The sequence below is a fragment of the Pseudomonas sp. JL23 genome (genome assembly GCF_056933585.1).
In genome coordinates, this window is the sequence record NZ_CM167795.1 from 3,292,946 (window position 1) to 3,316,756 (window position 23,811).

Annotated in this window: 21 protein-coding genes; 11 read left to right on the forward strand and 10 right to left on the reverse strand. The window is 61.6% G+C overall.

Translation table 11 applies throughout. The annotated features are described in order from the left end of the window. Positions 1 to 729: a siderophore-iron reductase FhuF gene (gene fhuF, locus AC1Z24_RS15205; protein ID WP_483746357.1), complete on the reverse strand. Its 729-nt coding sequence runs from the start codon at positions 727 to 729 to the stop codon at positions 1 to 3. A 132-nt stretch (positions 730 to 861) separates the two neighbouring features. On the opposite strand from fhuF, the gene AC1Z24_RS15210 reads away from it, so the two are divergent. Continuing rightward, positions 862 to 1,077 carry an MbtH family protein gene (locus AC1Z24_RS15210; protein WP_483746358.1) on the forward strand — a complete coding sequence of 72 codons (216 nt, stop codon included), beginning with the start codon at positions 862 to 864 and terminating at the stop codon, positions 1,075 to 1,077. A 47-nt stretch (positions 1,078 to 1,124) separates the two neighbouring features. Then, positions 1,125 to 2,528, forward strand: coding sequence for a diaminobutyrate--2-oxoglutarate transaminase (locus AC1Z24_RS15215; RefSeq protein ID WP_483746631.1), 1,404 nt, complete (start codon positions 1,125 to 1,127; stop codon positions 2,526 to 2,528). A 69-nt stretch (positions 2,529 to 2,597) separates the two neighbouring features. On the opposite strand, the gene AC1Z24_RS15220 is transcribed toward AC1Z24_RS15215, so the two are convergent. Continuing rightward, positions 2,598 to 2,888: a hypothetical protein gene (locus AC1Z24_RS15220; protein ID WP_483746359.1), complete on the reverse strand. Its 291-nt coding sequence runs from the start codon at positions 2,886 to 2,888 to the stop codon at positions 2,598 to 2,600. A 456-nt stretch (positions 2,889 to 3,344) separates the two neighbouring features. On the opposite strand from AC1Z24_RS15220, the gene AC1Z24_RS15225 reads away from it, so the two are divergent. Then, positions 3,345 to 3,794, forward strand: a complete 450-nt coding sequence (locus AC1Z24_RS15225; RefSeq protein ID WP_483746360.1) for a VOC family protein — start codon at positions 3,345 to 3,347, stop codon at positions 3,792 to 3,794. A gap of 326 nt (positions 3,795 to 4,120) precedes the next feature. Here AC1Z24_RS15225 and AC1Z24_RS15230 read toward each other — a convergent pair whose 3' ends face one another. The 8 genes from AC1Z24_RS15230 to AC1Z24_RS15265 all read right to left on the reverse strand — a co-directional run bounded on the left by AC1Z24_RS15230 (position 4,121) and on the right by AC1Z24_RS15265 (position 16,274). Continuing rightward, entirely contained in the window at positions 4,121 to 4,978 is an 858-nt protein-coding gene (locus tag AC1Z24_RS15230) for an alpha-amylase family protein (RefSeq protein WP_483746361.1), read from the reverse strand. Then, positions 4,972 to 6,930 carry an NfrA family protein gene (locus AC1Z24_RS15235; RefSeq protein ID WP_483746362.1) on the reverse strand — a complete coding sequence of 653 codons (1,959 nt, stop codon included), beginning with the start codon at positions 6,928 to 6,930 and terminating at the stop codon, positions 4,972 to 4,974. Before AC1Z24_RS15235 ends, AC1Z24_RS15230 begins: the two co-directional genes overlap by 7 nt. Then, the gene (locus AC1Z24_RS15240) at positions 6,927 to 9,044 is read right to left on the reverse strand and encodes a glycosyl transferase family protein (RefSeq protein WP_483746363.1); all 2,118 of its coding nucleotides are present in this window, start codon (positions 9,042 to 9,044) and stop codon (positions 6,927 to 6,929) included. The genes AC1Z24_RS15235 and AC1Z24_RS15240 overlap by 4 nt, the downstream gene beginning before the upstream one ends. 12 nt (positions 9,045 to 9,056) lie before the next feature. Further along, positions 9,057 to 11,273, reverse strand: coding sequence for a hypothetical protein (locus AC1Z24_RS15245; protein WP_483746364.1), 2,217 nt, complete (start codon positions 11,271 to 11,273; stop codon positions 9,057 to 9,059). A 163-nt stretch (positions 11,274 to 11,436) separates the two neighbouring features. After that, positions 11,437 to 12,666 carry a non-hydrolyzing UDP-N-acetylglucosamine 2-epimerase gene (gene wecB, locus AC1Z24_RS15250; RefSeq protein WP_483746365.1) on the reverse strand — a complete coding sequence of 410 codons (1,230 nt, stop codon included), beginning with the start codon at positions 12,664 to 12,666 and terminating at the stop codon, positions 11,437 to 11,439. Between the two features lie 619 nt (positions 12,667 to 13,285). Next, the gene (locus tag AC1Z24_RS15255) at positions 13,286 to 14,314 is read right to left on the reverse strand and encodes an ABC transporter substrate-binding protein (protein ID WP_483746366.1); all 1,029 of its coding nucleotides are present in this window, start codon (positions 14,312 to 14,314) and stop codon (positions 13,286 to 13,288) included. A 320-nt stretch (positions 14,315 to 14,634) separates the two neighbouring features. Continuing rightward, positions 14,635 to 15,384 (reverse strand): SDR family oxidoreductase, encoded by a 750-nt coding sequence (locus AC1Z24_RS15260; RefSeq protein ID WP_483746367.1) that lies wholly within the window; start codon positions 15,382 to 15,384, stop codon positions 14,635 to 14,637. A 62-nt stretch (positions 15,385 to 15,446) separates the two neighbouring features. Then, a complete protein-coding gene (locus tag AC1Z24_RS15265) occupies positions 15,447 to 16,274 on the reverse strand; it encodes an NADPH-dependent oxidoreductase (protein ID WP_483746368.1) in 828 nt (275 codons plus the stop codon). A 263-nt stretch (positions 16,275 to 16,537) separates the two neighbouring features. Between AC1Z24_RS15265 and AC1Z24_RS15270 the strand changes: the two genes are divergently transcribed. The 8 genes from AC1Z24_RS15270 (at position 16,538) to AC1Z24_RS15305 (ending at position 23,779) form a co-directional block, all read left to right on the forward strand. After that, the gene (locus AC1Z24_RS15270; protein ID WP_483746369.1) at positions 16,538 to 17,299 is read left to right on the forward strand and encodes a GntR family transcriptional regulator; all 762 of its coding nucleotides are present in this window, start codon (positions 16,538 to 16,540) and stop codon (positions 17,297 to 17,299) included. After that, positions 17,296 to 19,026 (forward strand): fumarate reductase/succinate dehydrogenase flavoprotein subunit, encoded by a 1,731-nt coding sequence (locus tag AC1Z24_RS15275; protein WP_483746370.1) that lies wholly within the window; start codon positions 17,296 to 17,298, stop codon positions 19,024 to 19,026. The genes AC1Z24_RS15270 and AC1Z24_RS15275 overlap by 4 nt, the downstream gene beginning before the upstream one ends. Before the next feature lie 58 nt (positions 19,027 to 19,084). After that, a complete protein-coding gene (locus AC1Z24_RS15280; RefSeq protein WP_043310664.1) occupies positions 19,085 to 19,330 on the forward strand; it encodes a 4Fe-4S dicluster domain-containing protein in 246 nt (81 codons plus the stop codon). Positions 19,331 to 19,443: 113 nt separating this feature from the next. Next, the gene (locus AC1Z24_RS15285) at positions 19,444 to 20,859 is read left to right on the forward strand and encodes an ABC transporter substrate-binding protein (RefSeq protein WP_483746371.1); all 1,416 of its coding nucleotides are present in this window, start codon (positions 19,444 to 19,446) and stop codon (positions 20,857 to 20,859) included. 55 nt (positions 20,860 to 20,914) lie between these two features. Then, positions 20,915 to 21,697: an ABC transporter permease gene (locus AC1Z24_RS15290; protein ID WP_483746372.1), complete on the forward strand. Its 783-nt coding sequence runs from the start codon at positions 20,915 to 20,917 to the stop codon at positions 21,695 to 21,697. Continuing rightward, a complete protein-coding gene (locus AC1Z24_RS15295) occupies positions 21,697 to 22,530 on the forward strand; it encodes an ABC transporter ATP-binding protein (RefSeq protein WP_483746373.1) in 834 nt (277 codons plus the stop codon). Before AC1Z24_RS15290 ends, AC1Z24_RS15295 begins: the two co-directional genes overlap by 1 nt. After that, a complete protein-coding gene (locus AC1Z24_RS15300; RefSeq protein WP_483746374.1) occupies positions 22,527 to 23,498 on the forward strand; it encodes a HEAT repeat domain-containing protein in 972 nt (323 codons plus the stop codon). The genes AC1Z24_RS15295 and AC1Z24_RS15300 overlap by 4 nt, the downstream gene beginning before the upstream one ends. Then, on the forward strand, positions 23,495 to 23,779 hold the full coding sequence (locus AC1Z24_RS15305; RefSeq protein WP_483746375.1) for a DUF971 domain-containing protein: 285 nt from the start codon (positions 23,495 to 23,497) through the stop codon (positions 23,777 to 23,779). The genes AC1Z24_RS15300 and AC1Z24_RS15305 overlap by 4 nt, the downstream gene beginning before the upstream one ends. Positions 23,780 to 23,811 lie beyond the last annotated feature (32 nt).

Sequence of the window (23,811 nt, forward strand, 5' to 3'; positions counted from 1 at the left end):
TCAATGACGCTTATCGAGATCGATCGGACAACTGCTGCAATAGCCGACACCGGGCAGCCGGTAGCGGATGCAGCAGATACGCCGCTGGCGGTGGGGCTCTTGCTCGCCACTGTCGTGGTAAGTCACGGGCTCGAACAGCGGGTTGCGCTGGCCGTCGGCGCGCAGGCGGCTGGCAAGCACGGCGTGGGCCGGCCCGGTACTGCCCGGGCGGGCCAGAGCGTGCAGGTCAATACGGCTGGTGGCAAATTCGAAGGTATTGCCGGCATTGCTCCAGAACAGCCGTGGCGACGCACGACAGACCGAGGCGAATGCGTCGATGAGTGGATACAGATGGCCGTCGATCAGGCCGCTGAAGCGCTGGAATGGCTCAGCAGCAAGGTCCACCGCCTGACCTTCATCGGCCAGGACCAGCCCCTGGGGGCGACCCTCGGCATTGAGCAGCAGACCGACCTGGTCGAGGGCGATGGGCAGGCTGCGTTGCAACAGCATATCCGCCGCCAGCACCGGGGCCAGCAGATTGGTGAAGTACCACTTGGACCAGATCGAGACCAGTGCGCGGCGATCACAGCCGCCGTGGCGCATCTGCAACTGGTCCATGAACGCGGCCAGGTTTTCCCGCTGGAAGAAATCCCTGGCGGGCAGGGCCTGCAAGGTGCTGTCGGCCAGTTGCAGTTTTTCCGCATAGGCGAGCAGAGATCCGCTGAACAGCGGCGCGAGGCTGGGGATCATTGCGCATCCTGCGGCCATGAATTCGAGAGCCGTTATCAATTGAGCGGCCGAGTATAAACAGCGACAACCGGACACGCGACAGTAAAAAGCAGACACAACCGATTAACCCTTAATGCCTTCAAGGAATGACACATGAGCCTCGATAACCCCGATACGCGCTTTCTGGTAGTGGTCAACGATGAACAGCAGTACTCGATCTGGCCGGACTACAAGGCCATCCCTGCCGGCTGGACAGCTGCCGATAAGACAGGCAGTAAAGCCGAGTGCCTGGCCTGGATCGAATCGGTCTGGACCGACATGCGCCCGCTGAGCCTGCGTCAGGCGATGCAATCCAACGGCCAGGGCTGAACGCGTCAACCGGACATCTTGCAGAACAGGTATCGACCATGGAAAACATGCAAAACGCTACCCCGGCCGAGGCCGGGTTCAGCCTCGACCATTTCCGTCAGCAGCCGTTGCGCCGTTTCGACTCCAACCCCTATCTGGAACGCCAGGCGGCTCGGGAATCCAATGCCCGCTCCTATCCACGACGCATTCCTCTGGCCCTGGCCGAAGCCCACGGCCTGTATGTGCGCGACACTGCAGGCCAGTTCTTCATGGACTGCCTGGCCGGCGCCGGGACCCTGGCCTTGGGGCATAACCACCCGGTGACCATCGCCGCCATGCGCAGCACCCTGGACAGCGGTCTGCCGCTGCATACCCTGGACCTGACCACGCCGGTCAAGGATCGCTTCGTCGACGACCTGTTCGCCGCGCTGCCCCAGGACTTTGCCCGCAACGCGAAGATCCAGTTCTGCGGGCCCAGCGGTGCTGACGGCATCGAAGCGGCGCTGAAGCTGGCGCGCATAGCGACCGGGCGCAAGCCGATCCTGTCGTTCTCCGGCGGTTACCACGGCATGACCCTCGGCACCCTGAGCCTGATGGGCAACCTGGGGCCCAAGCAGGCCCTGGGCTCAATGATGGCCGACGTGCAGTTTCTGCCATACCCCTATGACTACCGCTGCCCGTTCGGCATCGGTGGCGAAGCCGGGATCGATGCCGGGCTGCATTTCATCGAGCAACTGCTGGGCGATCCGGAGTCCGGCGTACTGCCGCCAGCGGCTGTGGTGGTCGAAGTGGTGCAGGGCGAGGGCGGGGTGATTGCGGCGCCGGCGCGCTGGCTGCAGGGCTTGCGCCAGCTGACGCGCAAATATGGCGTGGCACTGATCATTGACGAAGTGCAGACCGGTATCGGTCGCACCGGAAAACTGTTCGCCTTCGAGCATGCCGGTATCGAACCGGACATCCTCGTACTGTCCAAGGCCATCGGCGGCGGCCTGCCCCTGGCGGTCGTGGTCTACCGCGAGGAACTCGACACCTGGAAGCCGGGTGCCCATGCCGGTACCTTCCGCGGCAATCAGATGGCCATGGCCGCTGGCGCCGCGACCCTCAACTATGTCATCGAACAGCGCCTGCCCGAGCACGCTGAAACCATGGGCCAGCGCCTGATGGGGCAGTTGCGCCAGTTGCAGAGCGATTTTGCCTGCCTGGGTGATGTGCGGGGGCGCGGTTTGATGGTTGGCGTGGAAATCGTTCATACCGACGCCGGTCAAGGCCGTGTACCCAATGCCGACACCGACCTGGCCCAGGCCGTCCAGCGTCACGCCCTGAGCCAGGGGGTGATCCTCGAACTGGGCGGGCGTCATGGCGCGGTGGTGCGTTTCCTTCCACCGCTGATCATCCGTGAGGAGGAGGTCGATCTGCTGGTGCAGCGCTTCCATAGCGCGCTGATTGCGGCGATGGCTGAGCTGAACCGGTGATTTGAAATGAGGCCCGTAGTACCGGCTAAAGCCGGTCCTGCGGGTGCTGCGGTTTCCGCGATATTTGTGTTACGCGGCCTGTACCTCGCGGTCATTGCTCGCCAGAAATAACAACATGCCAATCCCGGCACTGGCTGCCAGCCCACCCACCAGGAACACCACGGCATAACCGTAGTGATCAGCCAGCAGGCCGGTCACCGGGCCGGCCAGGGCATTGCCCAGGTCGAGTTGACTGCTGACATACAGCGACGTCACCGGCAGGGACATCGCAACGCACAGATAAGAAAGGAACAGCGCCAGGGTGATCCATATGACCTGATACAGGTCGGGGTCCGAGCGCTGGGAAAAGAAGGTGTTCAAGCCATTACTCCTTGGCAGCCATGGCTGCGCCACCTGCATCGACAGGCAGGTTGTTGAAACGAAGGGTTGGAAGCGTTCAGGTGGTCGCGCAAGTCGCTGAATGACCGGGCCAGTATGTAGGGCGCGGGCAGGCCTGGGTATTCGCGTTCTTTGGAGCACCAGCCGCTCTTATCCAACACAACTCAATGCACTGAACTGGAATGAATGGTGGGAGCAAGCTTGCTTGCGAAGGCGGTCTTTCAGCCACCGAAAAACAGGGCCTTCACTGGCCTCTTCGCAGGCAAGCCTGCTCCCACGGGGGGCCGTGACAGTTCCTGCGAGGTAGCGCTACTCGCGTTTTTTCGGCTCCCGGACGGGCGTCACGGCAACCTTGAGCAGGAACGCCTATACCCAATAGGTGGCCTGGCTGGCGCGATTGTCCTGCGCCAGCCGTCACGCCTAGAGGAGATTTCCATCATGACAGTTAAACCCATTCCCGAAGGACAACCACGAATCACCGCGTACCTGGGCCTGCAAGACGCCAATGCGGCCATCAAGTTCTACACCGACGTCTTTGGTGCTCATCAAATGTTCCGCCTGGACACCCCCGACGACAAGGTCGGCCACGCTGAGCTGCGCATTGGCGAATCGGCACTGATGTTGGCCGACACCTGTGACCAGTCGCCCTTTGGCAAGTCTCAGGACGGACTGATTGCCCTGCACCTGTATGTCGAGAATGTTGACGCCTGTTTCAAACTCGCCGTCAAGAAAGGCGCCAGTCAGATCAGCGCAATCAAAGACCAGTTCTATGGTGATCGCACCGGCACTTTGCGTGATCCCTTTGGTGTCATCTGGTTTGTAGCGACCCACAAGGAAGACCTGACGCCCGATGAAATCCGTGAGCGCGCCGCGAAGGTATTCAACTGACGGAGGAGGGTGTGTGCGGGGGGGATAGCGAAAGGCTTACACGGACTTGCGAAAACCTCCCGTATACATCGCCCAGGCACAAGCATAAATTGGATCCATCAGCTGAAGCGCAGGAGTGCTTCAGAGATCAAGGACGGTCTACCATTGCCTGGATGGCTACCGACAGGATGTTGGGATGGATTTGATAATACGACCCGCTTCGGCGGGTTTTTTATTGCCTGCAAAAAACCACGACGGATTCGCGTTGATGGCTGTAGGAGCGGCTTCAGCCGCGAGAGCGCCCTCCCGGCTAAAGCCGGTCCTACAGGTGTGTCGTTTCATCGGGCTTATTTGAGCAGCCCCTGCACCAACTTCGGCGTCAGGTAATGCGGCCCGTCGAACAGGTACAGCGGATAACCGCCATAAGCCGCGATCTGCTGCTTGAGCTCGGCCACCGTGGCTGAGCGAAAACCACCGCCAACCTTGGGCCGGAAGGCTTCGACGATGACCTTGACGCGATTGGGCCCCAACCTTTCCCGCAGGGCATCGGCATATTGCCTGGCCACTGGCGCGGTGCGGGTGTAGACGCCGACGCCGTCCTGGAAGAACACGCCGATATCATCCGGCAACCAGCTCTTGAGCCAGTCGGCAGTGGCGGCGGGGCCAATATTGCCGCCGTCGTAGACGCTGATCCACAGCGGCCGGGGCAGTTTGGCCAGCAGGGCAGGCAACTCCTTGGCGCGACTCCAGCTCGGATCGACCTCCGTCGGAAAGTACCAGCCGGTGACATTAAGCGGCGTCTTGACCTTGGCCATGCGCTCGGACAACACCGCCAGTTCTTCGATATTGTCCCGGGAGCGGTTTTCGCTGAAGAATCCGGCCAGGCCAAGAATCACGTTCTGTGCCCACGGCTCTTTGCCGATGCGCGACCAGTCAGGCAGCACCGGCACTTCGGGCAGGCCTGCGCCGGGCACGAAGGATTGGCCGTCCACTGCCGTCCATTGCACCAACAGGTCGTGCACACCGAGCTTTTGCCAGTCGCCGCGAATGCCCACGGTCTGGTTATCCGGCTGCCAGACAATACCCACCAGCGCCGGGGCGGGCGCTGACGGCAGGAAGATGTCGGCGGCGATCGCCAGCGCTCCGACCAGCAGTGCTGCGAGCCCGGTCTGCGCCAGCCGGGATTTGCCCGGGAGGCTCACCATGAGTAGGTCAGCCGGGCAAACACGCCTTCGGCCTGGTCATCGCCGTACACCTTGGCCCGGTACTGCACCGAGAAGTCGACATAGGACTGCGGCGCCTTGTGCTGGGTCTCGCGGAACCAGTAGCGCAAGCCGATGCCCACGCCCGCACCACCGGCATTGCCGGATGAGGTCTTGTTGCGGCCAAAGGCATCGGTGCTGCTGTGCATCTGCGAATCATAGTCGGCGGCCAGGACCACATGGGGGAACAGCACCAGGCGCGGGCTGATGCGGTCCATGCGGATGCTGCGACCCAGTTGCCATTCACTGTTGAAGTAGTTGCGCTTGTCCTTGAGATAACGCCCGCCCTCGACATACAGGTTGGAGGTCCACCAGCTCGGCACGTCTACTCGCAGATCGGTGCCGATGCTCGAACCGTAGCCCAGGCGCACCAGCCAGTCGCCCTTGGCGTTGGAACCGGCCAGGGGCAAGGTGCGCTCGAAGGCGGTCATGACGTTGTATTCGCTGAACGGTTTGAGGCGCACGCCGACTGCGCCTTGCAGGGCATCGAGGCCCTTGTCGTTGCCGCTTTCCTTGTTCCACAGCGTATCGGTGACCCGGCCGTACAGCTCAACGAAGCGCGCATTGTTGTAGCCTGCCGGGCGCCACGACACTTCGGTGCTGTTCTGCAGGCTGTCATTGCTGCTGCTCGGCGCACCGCTGAGGCCGTTGGTGCTGCTGGCCCCGCGATAAGTGGTGGTGTTGGTCACGCCCCACTCCCGGGACAGGTCCGACACCGCGCGGCGGGTGTCGAACACCTGTTGATCCGGCATGTGCAGCTCGCCGGTCTGCTGATAGTCGATGACCCGCTTGAAATAGGCGATGGCCTGGGCATCGTCGCCCGCGCGCATGGCGCTGTAGGCGGCGTCCCGGACTTCCTTGGGGTTGAGCTGGTTCTGCCGGTCCAGACGCTTGAATTCACCCAAGGCCCCGCGATCATCCCCGGCCTGAGCGAGGAAGTAGGCAATCTGCACTTCATCACCGCTTTTCAGCTCGCCATTGGCCCGGGCTTTTTGCAGGCGCAGCAGGGCTTCATGCGGCCGACCAAGGGCGGCATACAGGGATGCCTGTTCGCGCAGAGGCAGGTTACCCACGGCCAGGGCCTGGGCGTAATCCTGACGGGCACCGTCCTGATCGCCGAGGCGCTGACGCATCTGCCCGCGCTGGGCCAGTAATACTGCGTCGTTGCCCTTGAGGGCCAGGGCTTCGGTGGCAGCCGAACGGGCAGCCGAATATTGCCCCTGGGCGATCAAGGCACTGACCAGCAGGCGTCGATAGGCGACTTCTGCGGGGAAGCGGCGCACCACGTCCCGGGCGAAACTCACGGCGCTGTCGTTGTCGCCACGAGCCAGGGCGGCATAACCCTCGGCGGCGTTATTGACCGCCATCTGTTCGTGGATCGCTTGCAGGCGATGGTCCAGTTGCGGCGACGGACCCAGCGTCTGGGTGGCGTCATTGACCGCGATCTGAGCCTCATTGAGACGCTGCTGACGCTGCAAGGCTTCGATCAGCATCATATGGTAATCGGCGTTATGTGGTGCCTGTGTGATGGCCTTGCGGGCGAACTGGGCGGCCTGGTCGTAATTGCCGCTGGCGTAAGCTTTCAACGAGCGGTTGCCGTCCAGATAGCCGCGCTTGGGGTGGGCACCGGGATAACGTTCCGGATGGTCGCGGCGATCCTTGTCGCGCTCGGCCAGCAGGATCAACTTGCGCAGGTCCTGCACGTCATCACGCTGACGCAGGGCTTCCCTGGCCTTGGCAATCGCCAGGTCATAGTCCTTGTGGTTGTAGGCTTCATACGCCTGATTGGCGATGGCGTAGGCCGGGCCGCTAAGAGGCAGCGGCAGGACGTCCGCCTGGGCCAGCAGCGGCAACAGGCCAAGGCCGGCGGTCAGGGACAGCAAGGGGAGCTTCATAGGGAGGGCTCCTGAGGCTTGATAGAAGAATGACGGTGCTGCCCGGCCACGGCCTGTTCGATGGTGGCGCGGGACAGCACGCCGGTATCGACCAGGTAGTCGCCGATCCGCCCGTGCATCTGCGGGCGGTAATGACGAATGGCGCGGTTGAAGGTCTTGCGGTCGAGCAGACCCTGTTCGATCAACAGATCGCCCAGCAGTGGCGTAGTGGTCGGCAGTGGCTGACCGGCGACAGTGTCGAGGCGGCGCAACTGGGCAAGGATTTCGCTTTCCCGGGCGATCAATTGCACCGGCTCGGCGCCCAATTGTTCGCTGATCTGCGCCAGGCCATCCTCGGGCAGCGGACTGGCCACGGCGATCTGCGGGCGGCCCTCGCTGGTGTCGGCCAAGGTCACGGCGCGCCAGCGCAGGCAGTACTCATCATCCAGTCGTGCTGACAGCTGCATCTTGCTGGCCAGATCGAAGACCCGGGGCAAGTTGCTCTGGAAGGCGATGGCTTCGGCGAGGGTTTCGTCATCTAGCCAGCCATGGCTGAGCAATATCTGTCCCAGGGGCATCTGCCGGGTCTGTTGTTCGACCAGGGCGCTTTGCAGGTTTTCGTCATTGATCGCCTGCCAGGACAGCAGCACGCCGCCCAGTTTGCGCGGCGCCTGGGCCACCAGATCGGTGGAGGGGAAGTCGTGCATGGTTTTGTCCCAGACCAGTTTGCGGTTGAGCAGTTTGCCTACCAGAAACATGCGCCAGGCCCGGGCGGCGGCCATGAAGTTGACGAAATTGCCCACCACCATGCGTGGAATCGATAGCAGGCCGTGCTGCCAGCCGTAGAGCACGGTGGTGAAGTAATACCGGTGAGCAATGCGCCACAACAGGGCAATCCCGTTGGCCAACAGCAAGTAACGAATCAGCCCGTTGCTGTCGAAAGGTGTGGGGAAACTGGTGTTCCATAATGCGCTGCTGCGCAGCACGATGAGCGCCAGCAATTGCACGAGAATCAGATAGGCAATGATGCTGACAAAAGACGTCACCACCCCTTTGCGATCACGAAACAACAGGTAGCGGTTGGCAAACGACCCGGTCCAGCCCACCTGTTCCCAACCCTGCAGGCCGATGCCCAGCGTCCAGCGTGCCTTCTGGCGAAAGGCGGTGCGGAAGGTATCGGGAAAGAACTCGCGTACGCACAAGGGCATTTCCAGGTTCGACTCATACTGCGGGCGAAACCAGGACTTGCGCAGCACCCGGTACTGCACCGGAAAGCGCACGAAGATTGAACTCATGCCGTAGCGATACAGCCGCGCACCGACGTCGTAGTCCTCAGTCAGGCTGTCGGTATTGAACGGCTGGTTCTGAGTCTCGTCGGCCAGTACTTGCAGGGCGCGGCGAGAGAAGCACGTCCCGACACCGGCCGAGGGCACGCTGTCGGTCATGCTTTCCCGGACCACCAGATCCTTGCCGTGCCATTCGGCGAACTCGTCCATGTAGGTCCCGGCAACCCACTCGTACCAGTTGCGTTCCAGCGACACCACCGGCAGTTGGATCATGTCCTTGCGCGGCAGCAGGTAGTTGAACAGACGCAGTTCCAGCGGGTGCAGGACGTCTTCGCTGTCATGCAGCACGACACCGGCAAAACTGACGCCGTGGGTCTGCTCGTGAAGGAAGATCGCCTGGATCACCCAGTTCAGGCAGTCGGCCTTGCAGGTCGGCCCGGCGTGGGGCACTTCGACCCGGTGCAGTTGCTTATAGCGGCGGCGCATGCGCTCGACTTCGTCGATGGTGCGCTGGTCGTTGATATAGGTGCCGACAAAGACCACGTACTGCTGGTAATCCAGGGTCGAGACCATGTTCTCGATCATCGGCGCGATGACGTCGTACTCCAACCAGGCTGGCAGCATGATCGCCAGAGGCTGTTGGTCCCGGGCGAGCAGTTGTTCCACTGCCAGGGGTCGGAACTGGCGCTCGGCGGTGAATTTGCGGTACAGGCGCCTGGACCAGTACCACAGGTCGATGATCAGATCATCGAGGCTCGACACCAGGATGATCGCGCCAACGATCACCGTGGCGATTTCCAGGGCACTGTAGTAGTGGGCCAGCCAGTAAGGCCAATAGAGCGACGTCATGGTCAGGCCCCGTTACTGGCGCTTGCGGCGGGCGATACGGCCAGCGGCAATCAGCAGGAGAACGACAATCACGCCGCCGGGGATCAGCCACAGCCACGACGGTTTGCGCCAGGCATTGAGGCCTTTGTCTTCGTCGTCATCGATCAACTGGCTGCCGTTGGGGTCCTTGCTGTCGAAGGTGCTCAGGGCGCCGCCGTCGCCGAGGATGCTGACGTTGCCGCGTTCGAGCAGTACCGGCCGGGCAAAGTCCGGAGGTTGACCGCCAAGGGTGCGGTAGCTCAGGCCATGCTGGCCGCCGGACTCGACCACTTGCAGGGCGGCCAGGTGATTGAGGCTCTTGAGGTCGAGCAGGGTCTGCTTTTGCTGATGAATCAACAGATGACCGCTGGTATCGACTTGCACAGCCTCATCGCTGCCCTTGACCGGCAGTTCGAAGGCCAGGAAAGCCTTGTCCGGGCTCACGGCAGTCTGGCTATCAGTACTCACCGTCAGTTGCGCGCGCAACGGTGAGACACCCGCGGCGCTGGCGATGCGGATCAATTGCGGCAGGCTGCTGACCGGGTGCGCGAGATAGCTCTGGGGCACCAGCAACTGGCTGGACACGGCGAAGCGTGCGGCCATGCCGGAGAAGTCTTCGCCCTGAGCAGTCTTGTCGAGGATCACGTGGCTGGTGGGCAGGACCGAGACCGGGAATGGCTGTGGCGTTTCCCGGCACTGGTCGCTGACCGGCTGGCGCTGGAACGACACACGCAGGGTGTTCTGCGCGGCCAGGGCGTAGCGTGGAATGCGCGCTTCGATGCGTTGCTTCTGGCCGTCGGCCTGCAACTGGCTGGCGCCGATCAGGTAGTCGTTGAAGAACAGCGTTGCCACCGGCGGCGTGTCGGCCACTCCCGGCGAAGCGCTGACGTCGATGACCGCCTTGACCGGCACGCGACCGTCATAGGCGACGCTGCCCAAGGGGAATGACGTGCTCCAGTCGGTCTTGGCCAGCACATCCACGGCACCGGGCTTGCCGCCCAGGCGGCTGAGGGCGACGCGATCATCTTTGCTCAGTTCGCCGACCGACTCTTCGCCCAACGTCAGCTGGCGATTGCGCGCCAGTTTGTTCCAGGCGGAACCGAACAGATCAATGGCCTGGGTCGTGGCCTCGGGCTTGATCAGCAGCAGCGGGTGAGCGCCGAGCATCGCCAGGCGCACATTGTCGCCGCCTGAGTTGTTCAGCGCGGCATTGACGTGACGCTCACGCCAGCGGCCCAGGGCGTCAGCCGCAGTCGGGTCAAGGCGCTGCACTTGAGTGCTCAGGGCATCCAGAGCATCGCTGACCGCCTTGAGCAACTGCGGGTCGCTTACAGCCAGATCGGCGTTCAGCGCAGGCAACTGGCCGAGCATCAATAAGGCGCCGATCTGCGCCGGGTCGTTCAGGGTCAACAGGCCCTTGCCGTTGAGGCTGGCGAAGGCCGGGATGGATTTCAGTTCGTCGGGCACGCGCAGTCCGCTCAGGTCGATGCTGTCCTGCAGCGACGGAAACGCAACAATCCGTGCCTGTTTGCCGATACGTTCCAAGGCCACACCCAGACGCCAGGCGGCGTCATAACTGGCGCTGCTGAGGGTTCCTGGCGCTACCAGAATACCGGGCTTGCCGGGCAGGGCGTTCCAGGCCGCGCCGACGTCGTGCAACTGATCGGCGTCATAGCTGTAGCTCAGGCGGGTGTGCGGGTCGATGCGCAGGACATTGCCGATAGCGCGGTCGTCCTCACAGTAGACCCGCGCTACCACCGAGGACCAGGCAATGCCCAGACGTACCGAGCCGCTGTCTCGCGCAGATTTGTCGACGCCAATGGCAAAGCTGGCATTGCCTTCGGCATCGTTGAGGCCCATGGCTCGAACCGGGTAGCCGTCCAGGGACAGCAACAGGGTGTTCTGGCCGACCTGACCATTGAGATAACTGCCCTCGAAATTCAGACTGGCGTCGGTCAATGGCACATCGGCCGGCACCGGCAGGTACAGCTCGCGGCGAGCGTCACTGGCATTGAGGATGATCGGCCGATCAATGCCCAGGTCCTTGAGTTCTACGACCCTTTGTTGCCGGGTGTCGGCGCTCATGTGGCTGATCGCCTGGCTCAGCGGGGTTTCGGCCGCCAGAGCAAAGGCTGGAGCAAGGGCCAGCAGACCCATGGTGCAGGCGAGCGTGTTCCACGCGGCCGCGTTCACGGTAACGGAATACTTCATTCAGGCAGATCTCGGCTAAAACGGATGTGGTGGGACGGTGGCCTTGGGAAGACCCCGTGGGAGCGGGGCTTGCCCGCGAAGGCAATGGTTCAGATCACGACAATGGTTCGGATGTACCGACCTTTTCGCGGGCAAGCCTCGCTCCTGCAATCAAATGTGCTTGCTAATGCACCCGCACCGAGCGCAAGGGCATCGATTGATACAGCGCCTCAGTGGCCTCGTTGCGCCGCGCCGTCGGGGTGGCGACGAACTCATCCACCGGACGGCCCATCAGCACATCGACAATCCGCCCGCAGGCCTGACCGTCGCCATAGGGATTGCTCGATTGCGAAGCGCTGCGCCACAGCAGTTCATCGTCGAACAGCATGCTCACGCCCTGAACGATGGACTCGGGGTGCGTACCGACCAGCCGCACTGTGCCAGCCTCAACAGCCTCCGGGCGCTCGGTGACATCACGCATCACCAGCACCGGCTTGCCCAGGGACGGCGCTTCTTCCTGCACGCCGCCGGAGTCGGTGAGGACCACATGGGCAAGCTGCATCAGGCGCACGAACGACAGGTAATCCAGTGGCTCGATCAAATGCACGTTGGGCAGCCCGCCCAGATGCTCGTTGACCGGCCCCTGGACATTGGGATTCAAATGCACCGGATAGACGATCTGAATGTCATCGCGTTGGGACAGGGTCCGCAGGGCCTGGCAGATGTCCTGGAAACCATCGCCGAAGTTTTCCCGACGATGGCCGGTGACCAACAGCATTTTGCGCTCGGGCAGCAGGAAGCTGAATTGACGGTCCAGCGCGGCACGCAACTGGCGGTTCTGCTCGATACGGCGGGCGGTCATCTGTAGCGCATCGATCACGGTATTACCGGTTACGAAGGACTTGCCCTGAAGGCGCTCGCCCAGCACATTGCGCCGTGCCTGAGCCGTAGGGGTAAACAGGTGATCGGCAATCAGATCGATGCTGCGCCGGTTCATCTCTTCCGGCCACGGCTGATGGATATCACCGGTACGCAGACCCGCTTCGATATGACCGATGGGGATACGCCGATGGAACGCGGACATGGCCGCGACCATCGCAGTTGTCGTATCGCCATGAACCAGCACACGATCGGGCTGCATTTCTTCCAGCACCGGGTCGATGGCCGAATACAGGGCCGCCGTCAGGGTATTGAGGGTTTGCCCAGGGGTCATGACTTCAAGGACGTAATCGGCCTTGAGATCGAAAGTCTGCAGCACCTGTTGCAGCATGCTCTGATGCTGGCCGGTCACGCAGATGCGCGAGTCGATGCCAGGTTCTGCTTCAAGAGCCTTGACCAGCGGCGCCATCTTGATGGCTTCCGGTCGGGTGCCGAAAATCGAAAGAACTTTCAGTCTGGATTGTGCACGAGCCATTGAATCCTCCCGCGCATTTTCATGCGCTGCACAGCAGTGTCCTTGAGCCAAAATAGATTCAAGTCACTAGCAGGTAGTTATGGTTAGGTGCATTTAGCGAAACAAAAGTTCGACAGTCACTTCATGTGCAATGCGAAATCCTTGTAACCGTAGCGGGAAGGATTATTAGCAAATAAAAAAGAACTCTGCAAAACGGTTTTTTCGTTTTTCTATCAACTTTTTAATGTTGATAAAGTGCGTGAAACTTTCAGGAAAAGAGAGGGTCAATCATAGCTTGGCTGTTAGGTTTTAATGGGCAGGAATATTGGCTGAAACGATTGCGGAGGGGCGGGAGGCGGCAGAGTTCAAAGTGTTTCTGCAGTTTTTCCCGTATCTCTGCGGCGGTTTGAGTTCATCGGGCTTATGGTCGCTGCGTAAGAAGATAATAGGACGGTTTTATCGGTCAGGGAATGGGTGCGATGTAATATTTCTGAAGGCAGTGCAAGTTTGAAAGTGTGCAGCCAGTGACAGGAGCAAATAGTGGATTGAACTTGTGAAAATGATGATTGTCATCGCGAAACATGAAGGAGCGCGCCACTCATCAATATGATTAGTGGCACTTTGCCTTAAGCTTCGACTATCAACTGCCTTGCAGTGGCTTGACGTCCTTGAAGAAGTAATCCTGCCATGACGCCGGCTTATTTTTGATCGCGCCGACCCGGTACATAAACTCGGCTAGAGGATAAGTATTTTTCGGCGTGATAGTGAAGTCGAACTGCGGATTATCGATGATCTTCAATAGCGCGGCACGGTCGATCTTGGCCTTGGTCACGCGGATATAAGTATCGACGGCGGCGCCTTTGTCCTTGCGGATAAAATCTTCGGCTTCAGCCAGGGCTTCGATGAACGCGTGGTAGGTCTTGGGGTTGTCGTTGCGAAATTTCTCCGTGGCAAACAGCACGGTGGGCGAGTTCGGGCCAAGCAAGTCGTAGGTATTGAGCACCACATGCACGCCGGGGGCCTGGATCTCCTGCTCCTGGAACGGCGGGTTGGAGAAGTGTCCGGTCAGCTCGGTGCCACCGGCGATGATGCTGCCAGCGGCATCCGGGTGGGGCAGGTTGACGGTGTACTTGTCCAGGCGTGCGTAGTCGGCATCGCCCCAGAGTTGGGCCGAGGCATATTGCAGGTAGCGCGACTGTACCGACACGCCCACGGCAGGCACGGCAATGCGGTCCTTCTCGGTAAAGTCAGCGATGGTCTTGACCTTGGGGTTATTGCTCACCAGGTAGTAGGGGAAGTTGCCCAGGGACGCGACCGCCTTGACGTTCTGCTTGCCCTGGGTGCGGTCCCAGATGGTCAGCAACGGGCCAACCCCGGCCCCGGCAATATCCACCGACCCGGCCAGCAGCGCATCGTTGACCGCCGAACCGCCCGACAGCTGTGTCCAGTCAACCTTGATCTCGACACCGTCCTGCTTGCCGTGCTTCTCGATCAACTGCTGATCGCGCACCACATTCAGCAACAGATAAACGATGCCGAACTGCTCGGCGATGCGCAACTGTCCTTCGGCCTGGGCTGCACTTGGCATGGCCAGGGTGCCGGTCAGCAGCGAGGTGGTGAGGCCCAGCGCGGTGGCCAGGCGGGAAAATCGGGGAATGGCTTTAGGCATGATCGGCTCCGGATGCGTGAGATTGAATTCCGCTTTCCGGTAGACGATATAGGTATAAGTATTTTTATTTAAATAACAATATTGAATATCGATATGGCGGGGATCAGCAAGGCTGGTGGGAGCGAATTCATTCGCGAAGAGGCGATACATCCGACTCATGTGTATCGCCTTGAATACCGCTTACGCGAATGAATTCGCTCCCACAGGGAGTCAGTGATTAAGGGGGGCGGCAGGTCCGTCGCCGACGTTATTGCGAGTGCTGCGCACTCGATCGCCAGCAAGCCGGCTCCCACAAAAAATCAAACCTTCCTGGCGTAAAATCAGATATTCGCAACCCCGCCATCCACCAGCAGCTCCGAACCCACGACAAAAGTCGACTCGTCGCAAGCCAGAAACACCGCTGCCTTGGCCAGTTCCCAAGGAGTACCCAGGCGACCCAGTGGCACCAATTGGCCGATGGTAGCGCGCAGCGCCTGCTCTTGCGCAGGCGGCAGGCCGAGTTTGCCGAGGGCGGCGGTTTCGGTCGGGCCCGGGCTCAGGCCATTGACCCGGATGCCACGACCGATCAATTCGCCGGAGAGGGTTCGGGCCAGGGACAGCAAGCCTGCCTTGCTGGCCGCATAGGCACTGCTCTGGGCCAGGCCGATTCGCGCGCTGACCGAGCCGCAGAGGATCACCGACGAGGGATCGGCCAACAACGGCAGCAGGGCCTGGATGAGGAAGAACGGCCCCTTGAGATTGGTCTGCAACATCCGGTCCCAGGCCGCTTCATCCCAATCCTGCAGTGAACGATGGGTGACATCCCCGGCATTGGCGAACAGCACATCCAGACGTGGCCATTGCCGGGTGAGTTGGGCTGCGACGTCACGTTGCCCGGCGATATCACCGGCGTCGCTGTTCAGCAGCAGCACCGATTGTCCCAGTTCTTGGCCGGCGTCTTGTAACGCCTGTTCGTTGCGCCCGGTAATGGCAACCGTCGCGCCTTCGGCGAGAAACTGCCGTGCGGTTTCCAGGCCGATTCCCGAAGTGCCGCCGGTGATCAGTGCGTATTTGTCCTTGAGCCGTGACATGGCTATGCCTCCTTTTTAATGCAGCAGGGCCCGCGCGGTCGCAGGCATTGTTCGTACAGTGCCTAGCGCAATGCCAGGCCCTGAGCATTGAGCACCTGGGCAATCCGCTCACGGCCGTGCAGCGAATCCCCGCCCTTGAGGCGTTGCAGCACCTGGTCGCTCCAGGCAGGTGAGTTCTGCTGCTGTTCCCGGCTGAACGCGGCAGCCACCTCCTCGTAGTCGGCAATGCGTTGTGGTTCCTCGGCAGCCACCTGATAGGTCTCGCGGTGCAGCACCACGTCCTGAGGCAGGCGCGGCTTGATGGCTGCCGGGTGCTGTGGATCGGCATAGCCAACCACCAGGCCAAACACCGGATACACCAGTGGCGGCAGTTTCAGCTCTTCGATCACCGCCTGCAGGTTATTGCGCAAGGCGCCGATATACACCGTGCCCAACCCCAGGGACTCGGCCGCGACCACGGCATTCTGCGCGGCCAGGCCAGCGTCGATACTGCTCACCAGCAGGCTGTCGAGGTAGCCCGGAGCATCCAGCTGCACATCCCGCGCCGCCGCAATGCGCCCGGCCCGGGAGAAGTCGGCGAGCCAGACCAGGAACAGCGGTGCCTGGCGAATATGCTCCTGATCATTGGCCAGCTTGGCCAGGCGCGCCTTGCGTTGCGGATCCTCTACGGCAATCAGGCTCCAGACCTGCAGGTTGGACGAGGAGGCCGCCGACTGTGCCGCCGCCAGCAGTGTCGGGAGGGTCTGCTCGGGCAGGGGCTTGTCGAGATAGCGGCGCACACTGCGATGGCCCAGCAGCGCTTCAATGACCGGGTTTTCGCCCAGTGCAGAAGGTTCGGGGCTGGTGCCCGCGTAGCGTTGTTGCCAGAGATGGTTCAAGGCAGTGCCCATGTTCAGTCGTTCCTGTGAGGCGAGGAGGAGAGTGGCTAACGCGAAGATATAGCTATAAGAACAAACTGTGAAAGCACTTATGAATATAAGCTAATGAGCTTTGACTTATGATCATCCGGTTCTTTATGTTTTTCTTGCATTTTAGACTGGTGATCACCGGCGGATGTCACCGGAGCATCTAACCTTATGCCCAAACAGTATTTCCCTCCCACGCCTTATGCTTCTTAAGATCACGTCATAACTCGTTATGACAAGTGATTTTGATGACCGATACAGCCAGTCCTTTATTACCGCTTTCCAGCGTGCCGCTGCATACCCAGCTGCGGGATCTGCTTCGTGGGCGGATTCTTGATGGCGAATACGCGCCTGACACCCAGATGCCTTCCGAGAGTGAACTGGGCAGCATGTTCAAGGTCAGCCGCATCACCGTGCGCCAGGCCCTGGGCGATCTGCAAAAGGAAGGGCTGATCTTCAAGATCCACGGCAAGGGCACCTTCGTGGCCAAGCCCAAGGCTTTCCAGAACGTCAGTACGTTGCAGGGCCTGGCCGAGTCCATGACCGGGCGTGGCTATGAGGTGATCAACCGCCTGCGCAGCTTCCGCTTCATCCCGGCCGACAAGCTGGTGGCCGAGCGTCTGCAAGTCGCCGAGGGCGAGATCGTTGCGCAGATCAAGCGCGTGCGCCTGATCAATCGCGAGCCGATTTCCCTGGAAATCACCTACCTGCCCAAGGCCCTGGGGGAGCGGCTGGAAAACGCCGACCTGGTGACCCGGGACATTTTCCTGATCCTGGAGAATGACTGCGGCTTGTCCCTGGGCCATGCGGACCTGGCCATCGATGCCTTGCTGGCTGACAGCGACCTGACCCAGGCCCTCGAGGTCGAGGCCGGTTCGCCGATCATGCATATCGAGCGCTTGACCCACACCACGGACGGCCAGCCCGTGGATTTCGAACATCTCTACTATCGCGGCGATGCCTTCCAGTATCGCCTGCGCAGTGACCGTCAGCGTGAGGAGCGGACATGAGCCGGGAAGTCATCGAGCAGGAATACGACATCGTCGTGATCGGCGGCGGCACGGCCGGGCCGATGGCGGCGATCAAGGCCAAGGAACGCAACCGCGATCTGCGCGTGTTGTTGATCGACAAGGCCAACGTCAAGCGCAGCGGCGCCATCAGCATGGGCATGGACGGTCTGAATAACGCCATCGTCCCCGGTCATGCCACGCCGGAGCAGTACACCAAGGAAATCACCATCGCCAACGACGGCATCGTCAATCAGGCGGCGGTGTATGCCTATGCCACCCACAGCTTTGAAACCATCGAGCAACTGGATCGTTGGGGCGTCAAGTTCGAGAAGGACGAGACCGGTGACTACGCGGTGAAGAAGGTCCATCACATGGGCGCCTATGTGCTGCCCATGCCCGAAGGCCATGACATCAAGAAAGTCCTGTACCGCCAGCTCAAGCGGGCGCGGGTCAATATCACCAACCGCCTGGTCTGCACCCGCCTGCTGACCGACGCTGAGGGCGCGGTCAATGGTGTGATGGGTTTTGACTGCCGTACCGCAGACTTCCATGTGATCAAGGCCAAGGCCGTGATCCTCTGCTGCGGCGCGGCCGGGCGCCTGGGCCTGCCGTCTTCCGGCTACCTGATGGGGACCTACGAGAACCCGACCAATGCCGGTGATGGCTACGCCATGGCGTATCACGCTGGTGCCGAGTTGGCCAATCTGGAGTGCTTCCAGATCAACCCGCTGATCAAGGACTACAACGGCCCGGCCTGCGCCTATGTCACCGGGCCGTTGGGGGGCTACACCGCGAATAATAAGGGCGAACGCTTCATCGAGTGCGACTACTGGAGCGGGCAGATGATGTGGGAGTTTCACCAGGAGCTGGAGAGCGGCAACGGTCCGGTGTTTCTCAAGCTCGATCATCTGGCCGAGGAAACCATCCAGAATATCGAGGAAATCCTGCACAGCAACGAGCGCCCGAGCCGGGGCCAGTTTCATGCCAATCGCGGCACCGATTACCGCAGCCAGATGGTGGAGATGCATATCTCGGAAATCGGTTTCTGCAGTGGTCATTCGGCTTCCGGCGTGTGGGTCGACGAGCACGCGCAGACCTCGGTCAAGGGCCTGTATTCGGCCGGGGACATGGCCGCCGTGCCGCATAACTACATGCTTGGTGCATTCACCTATGGCTGGTTTGCTGGCAACAATGCCGCCGATTATGTTGCCGAACGTGACTTCAGCGCGCTCGACAGCCAGCAGATCGAGCGGGAAAAGGCCCGGGTCTACGCCCCACTGGATCGTGAACATGGCCTGCCACCGGCCCAGGTTGAGTACAAGCTGCGCCGCTTCGTCAACGATTACTTGCAGCCGCCCAAGGTCACCAAGAAGATGCAGATCGGCCTGCAACGCTTCGACGATATCGAGCGCGACCTGGACCAGATGAAAGCCAATAACGCCCACGAATTGATGCGTGCCATGGAAGTCAGCGTGATTCGCGACTGCGCCGAGATGGCCGCCAGGGCGTCGTTGTACCGCGCGGAAAGCCGTTGGGGTCTGTATCACTACCGGGTCGATCACCCCGAGCGCAATGACGCTGACTGGTTCTGTCATTGCCACCTGAAAAAAGGCGAGGACGGACGCATGTTCAGCTTCCGCAAGCCCGTGGAACCCTATGTGATCCCCATGGATGCCGAGGAAATGCAGGCCTACAACCGCCTGCGGGTGGGCAATCACGCCGCCTGATCCACCTGTTATTGCGTGACATCCAGAGAGAGCGCAGTAAGCGCCAAGGAACCGTGAAATGGCCTATCAGCCTCAGGAAATCTTTTTTCGCTCCAATGCGCCGGTGACCATCGATGAAGACAAGTGCATCGCCCACAAAGGCTGCACGGTGTGTGTCGAGGTATGCCCCATGGATCTGCTGGCGATCAACCCGGCAACCCAGAAGGCCTATATGGCGTTCGATGAGTGCTGGTACTGCATGCCCTGCGAAAAGGATTGTCCGACCGGTGCGGTCAAGGTGGAAATTCCCTACCTGCTGCGCTGAGTCTGTAACGCTATCCGGCACCCCGGACGCCTGAGTCAAACCACCCCTCGTTTCCCACCGCGCCAGAATGCGGCGGAGACGACTACCTATAAATGATTCGAGGGGATATACCCATGCTATTGCGTGCAGCACTGGCCGGTTTTGTACTGGCCTCATTGACCCTGTCTGCCCAGGCAGAAACCATCCGCATTGCCATCGGCACCCAGGACACCACCATCAACTGCGCCGCTGGTGGGTTGCTGATCCGTGAGCTAGGCCTGCTCGACAAGTACTTGCCCCATGACGGCAAATACAAGGATGCCCAGTACGATATCCAGTGGAAGAACTTCACCAGTGGCGCGCCCCTGACCAACGAGATGGTCGCCGGCAAGCTCGACTTCGGCGCCATGGCGGATTTCCCCGGCGCCTTCAACGGCGTGGCCTATGAAACCGCCGGCAAGCACAGCCTGTTTATCAGCGTGCTGTCGGGCAATATCAAGGGCAGCGGCAATGGCATCGTGGTGCCCAGCAACTCCCCGGCGCAATCCCTGGCCGATCTCAAAGGCAAGACCATTTCCGTACCGTTCGCCTCCACGGCCCACGGTATGCTGCTGCGTGCCGTGGCAGCCCAGGGTTGGGACCCGCTCAAGGACGTCAATATCATCGCCCAGGCGCCGGAAATCGCAGGCTCTGCCTTGCAGGCCGACAAGATCGACGCCCATGCCGACTTCGTGCCCTTCGCCGAGCTGTTCCCCAACCGTGGCTTCGCCCGCAAGATCTACGACGGTTCGCAGTCCAATAGCCCGACCTTCCATGGCGCCCTGGTAGATGAAAGCTACGCCCGTCAGTACCCGGAAGTGGTGGTGGCCTACCTGCGCGCCGGGATCGAAGCCAATCGTCTGCTGACCGCAGAACCCGAGAAGTACAGCGAGCTGATCGAGAAGGTCACCGGCATCGAGGCCGAGGTCAATTATCTGTTCCACGGTCCCCTGGGCCTGCAGACCCGGGATCAGACCTGGAAGCCCGAGTATCGCCAGGCCGTCGGTACGGCCATCGACACCCTCAAGCTGCTGAAAAAGGCCGATCGCGGCCTGGACCTCAATACCTTTATCGATGATCAGTACGTGCGTGCGGCCTACAAGGCGTCCGGGCTGGACTACAACGCTCAGCTGAGCAATTACGCGCAGTCGCCGCTCAAGGCCAACGATGCACTGACCGGCAAACCCATTACCGATTTCCGCCATGTGGCCGAGGTCTGGGTCAAGGGTGAGCCGACCGTGCGCCATTACGCCTCGGCCGAATCGGCCTTCGTCGCCCTGGCCAGCCTGAAGAAGGAGGGCAAGGCCATACGTGCGGTCTACGCCCAGGCCGACGACAGCGGCATCAAATTGTTCGCCAATCAGGCCTGGTTTGTCAGTGACAGCAAAGGGCATCTGAGTGCCTTCCTGCTCAAGGGCCAGGCCGAGCAATACGCCCAGACCTCGGGTGGCAAGGTCTTTGACTTCGCCGACGCCAGTGCCCATTCGGTCCAGGCCGTTGCCAGCCGCTGATGCACGCCTTGCGCGGGCCGCTGCGGCGGCCCGTATTGAAACCGGGAAGACTGCCATGTCTGTATCGCACTTGAACTGGATTCCGCGCACCGGCTCCTTGCTGTTTTGCCTGCTGTTCTGGCAACTCGCGGCCAGTTATCACTGGAACCTGATTCTGCTGACCTTCAGCAATGTGCCGACACCCTGGGCCGTGGTGCAGGCTGCCGTGGGCCTGGTTGACTCGGGCAATCTCGCCCGGCATCTGGGCGCGAGCCTGGGGAGGGTGTTTGCCGGTTATCTGGCGGCGCTGGTCATCGGTATTGGCCTCGGGTTGGCGGTGGGGCGTTCGCGCTGGGCAGAAAACGTGCTGATGCCGCCCCTGGAGGTGTTGCGGCCGATTCCGGCGGTGGCCTGGATTCCCCTGGCCATCCTGATGTTCCCGTCCTCGGAGTTGTCCATGGTGTTCATCACCTTTACCGGTGCCTTGTTTCCGATCCTGCTCAATACCGTGCACGGCGTCGAAGGCGTCGATCCGCGCCTGATCGCCTCGGCCCGAAGCCTGGGGGCAGGGCGCCGGGCAATCCTGCTGGAAGTCATCCTGCCGGGGGCGGCGCCGAGCATCATCACCGGCCTGGCCATCGGCATGGGCACATCATGGTTCTGCCTGGTCACGGCGGAAATGATCTCCGGGCAATTCGGCATTGGCTACTACACCTGGGAGTCCTACACCATCCAGAACTACGCGGACATCGTGGTCGGCATGCTGCTGATCGGTTGCCTGGGCATGGGTAGCAGCCTGTTGGTCAAGCGCCTGGGCAACCTGTTCACCCCCTGGCACCGTGGCCGAGGTAAAGCCTGATGAAGCTCGGACATATCGATATCCGGCAACTGTCGATCACCCTCGGCGAAGGCCAGCAGGCCTTTGAAGCCGTGCAGGCCCTGGATTGCCAGATCGCCGCCGGCGAGTTCGTCTGCATCCTCGGCCCTTCGGGCTGTGGCAAGTCGACCTTGCTGGGCGCCCTGGCCGGGCACTTGGCGGCACAGACCGGCAGCCTGGAAATGGACGGCGCAGCGGTGCAGGGGCCCTCACCGCAACGCGGCATGGTGTTTCAACATCACACCCTGTTTCCCTGGCGCAGCGTGCGTGAGAACGTCGCTTTTGGTTTGAAGATGCAGGGCGTGGCCAAGGCCGAGCGGCTCAAGGCTGCCGACGACATGTTGGCCCTGGTGGGCCTGGACGGGTTTGCCGAGCGCTGGCCTAACCAGCTCTCCGGAGGCATGCAGCAACGCGTGGAAATCGCCAGGGTGCTGATCAATCGGCCGCGCCTGTTGCTGATGGATGAGCCGTTTGGTGCCCTGGATGCCCTGACCCGCTTGAAGATGCAGGAGCTGTTGCTGGATATCTGGACGCGCATCCGCACCACCGTGGTGTTCGTCACCCACGATATCGACGAAGCGCTGTTCCTGGCCGATCGAATCCTGGTCATGAGCAGCCGGCCGGGGCGTTTTATCGAAGACCTGCGCCTGGACTTTGCTCGGCCACGCAACACCGACCTGATGACTACCCCGGAATTTTCCCGCTTGAAGCGTCATTGCCTCGAGTTGCTGCGTCACGAGGACGGTCGGCAGTTGCCACGCCTGAACCCCCTCGGACTTCCTATTGAAAACAACCGACCGCGATTCGCCATATGACTGAACTGAACGCTACTTTCGACGACATCGACCACCCGCAAATTCTCGCCCTGCGCCCACGCCTGCAAGACCCGGACCCTGGCGTACGAAGGATTGCCCTGATCGAACTGGCTGACCTCGAGGACCCGGACGGCCTGTTCTGGCTGGTCGATCGACTGCGCGACGATCCTGCGGCCGAGGTGCGCGCCGAAGCGGCAAGCCTGCTGGAGGCCTGGGAAGAGACCGCAGTGGTGCAGGCCCTCTGCGCCGCCCTGGTCGATCCCCAGCCGAACGTGCGTGAAGCCGCCGCCCAGAGCCTGAGCGTGCTCAAGAGTGCCGAGGCCGGGCGGGAAATCCTGCCCTGGACGAGCCATGCCGATGCCAGCGTGCGTACGGCGGCCTTTCGGGCACTGCGCGAGTTGCGCCTGATCGACGCCGCGCCCTTGGCCTTGCTGGCCCTGGATGACGTCGATCCGGCTGTGCGGCGCGAGGCGGTCGGCGTACTGGGCTGGCTGAAACAACTGGACGCCCTGGAGGCACTGGCACGCCTGGCCAGCAGTGATTCCGACACAGACGTGCGTCGTGCTGCCACTGGCGCCCTGGGCTTGGCCAGCGACGAGCGGGTTCTCCCGGCATTGCGCCAGGCCTTGCAGGATCAGGCCTGGCAGGTGCGCGAAGAAGCGGCAACGACCTTGGGCAAGGTCGGCCGGGTCGAGGCCGGCCCGGCACTGGTCGAGGCATTGGCTGATGACTACTGGCAGGTGCGGGTACGGGCTACCCGCAGCCTGGGTCGATTGCGCTACGGCCCGGCCTTGCAGGGTTTGCTGGGCACGCTTGAACACAGCATCAGCAATCTGCGCAAGGAAGCGGCACTCGCCCTGGGCGAACTGGGCGACAAGGCCGCCCTGGCCAGCTTGCACGCGGCGCAAAACGACAGCGATCCGGAAGTGCGCAAAGCCATCCGCATCGCCCTGGCGCAATTGCAATGAACCAGGCGCCGCACGCCATTGGCAACTCCTGGAGCAAACAGCAGTTGCGCCTGAACTGGCCTGACGGCGCAGTGCAGCTCATCAGTCACGTGCAACTGCGCCAGCAATGCCCCTGCTCCCAGTGCCGCGCCCTGCGCCTGGGTGGCAACGAGCCGAAAGTAGCCGCCGATGTGCGGCTGCTGGAAGTCCATCCCCAGGGCTATGGCCTGCAACTGGTGTTCAGTGACGGGCACCAACGGGGGATTTATCCGTGGGAGTATCTGGCGCGGATGGTGGAGTAGCCGTGGGGCATCCCCGCCTGCAACCTTCAGGG

Bases quoted from the DNA above. Each gene is read 5' to 3' on its own strand.
- AC1Z24_RS15270 (WP_483746369.1), top strand. From the start codon at position 16,538: ATGACCGATACAGCCAGTCCTTTATTACCGCTTTCCAGCGTGCCGCTG.
- AC1Z24_RS15225 (WP_483746360.1), top strand. From the start codon at position 3,345: ATGACAGTTAAACCCATTCCCGAAGGACAACCACGAATCACCGCGTAC.
- fhuF (WP_483746357.1), bottom strand. From the start codon at position 729: ATGATCCCCAGCCTCGCGCCGCTGTTCAGCGGATCTCTGCTCGCCTAT.
- AC1Z24_RS15230 (WP_483746361.1), bottom strand. From the start codon at position 4,978: ATGGTGAGCCTCCCGGGCAAATCCCGGCTGGCGCAGACCGGGCTCGCA.
- AC1Z24_RS15275 (WP_483746370.1), top strand. From the start codon at position 17,296: ATGAGCCGGGAAGTCATCGAGCAGGAATACGACATCGTCGTGATCGGC.
- AC1Z24_RS15280 (WP_043310664.1), top strand. From the start codon at position 19,085: ATGGCCTATCAGCCTCAGGAAATCTTTTTTCGCTCCAATGCGCCGGTG.
- AC1Z24_RS15235 (WP_483746362.1), bottom strand. From the start codon at position 6,930: ATGAAGCTCCCCTTGCTGTCCCTGACCGCCGGCCTTGGCCTGTTGCCG.
- AC1Z24_RS15260 (WP_483746367.1), bottom strand. From the start codon at position 15,384: ATGTCACGGCTCAAGGACAAATACGCACTGATCACCGGCGGCACTTCG.
- AC1Z24_RS15240 (WP_483746363.1), bottom strand. From the start codon at position 9,044: ATGACGTCGCTCTATTGGCCTTACTGGCTGGCCCACTACTACAGTGCC.
- AC1Z24_RS15295 (WP_483746373.1), top strand. From the start codon at position 21,697: ATGAAGCTCGGACATATCGATATCCGGCAACTGTCGATCACCCTCGGC.
- AC1Z24_RS15305 (WP_483746375.1), top strand. From the start codon at position 23,495: ATGAACCAGGCGCCGCACGCCATTGGCAACTCCTGGAGCAAACAGCAG.
- AC1Z24_RS15245 (WP_483746364.1), bottom strand. From the start codon at position 11,273: ATGAAGTATTCCGTTACCGTGAACGCGGCCGCGTGGAACACGCTCGCC.
- AC1Z24_RS15210 (WP_483746358.1), top strand. From the start codon at position 862: ATGAGCCTCGATAACCCCGATACGCGCTTTCTGGTAGTGGTCAACGAT.
- wecB (WP_483746365.1), bottom strand. From the start codon at position 12,666: ATGGCTCGTGCACAATCCAGACTGAAAGTTCTTTCGATTTTCGGCACC.
- AC1Z24_RS15215 (WP_483746631.1), top strand. From the start codon at position 1,125: ATGCAAAACGCTACCCCGGCCGAGGCCGGGTTCAGCCTCGACCATTTC.
- AC1Z24_RS15285 (WP_483746371.1), top strand. From the start codon at position 19,444: ATGCTATTGCGTGCAGCACTGGCCGGTTTTGTACTGGCCTCATTGACC.
- AC1Z24_RS15265 (WP_483746368.1), bottom strand. From the start codon at position 16,274: ATGGGCACTGCCTTGAACCATCTCTGGCAACAACGCTACGCGGGCACC.
- AC1Z24_RS15290 (WP_483746372.1), top strand. From the start codon at position 20,915: ATGTCTGTATCGCACTTGAACTGGATTCCGCGCACCGGCTCCTTGCTG.
- AC1Z24_RS15300 (WP_483746374.1), top strand. From the start codon at position 22,527: ATGACTGAACTGAACGCTACTTTCGACGACATCGACCACCCGCAAATT.
- AC1Z24_RS15255 (WP_483746366.1), bottom strand. From the start codon at position 14,314: ATGCCTAAAGCCATTCCCCGATTTTCCCGCCTGGCCACCGCGCTGGGC.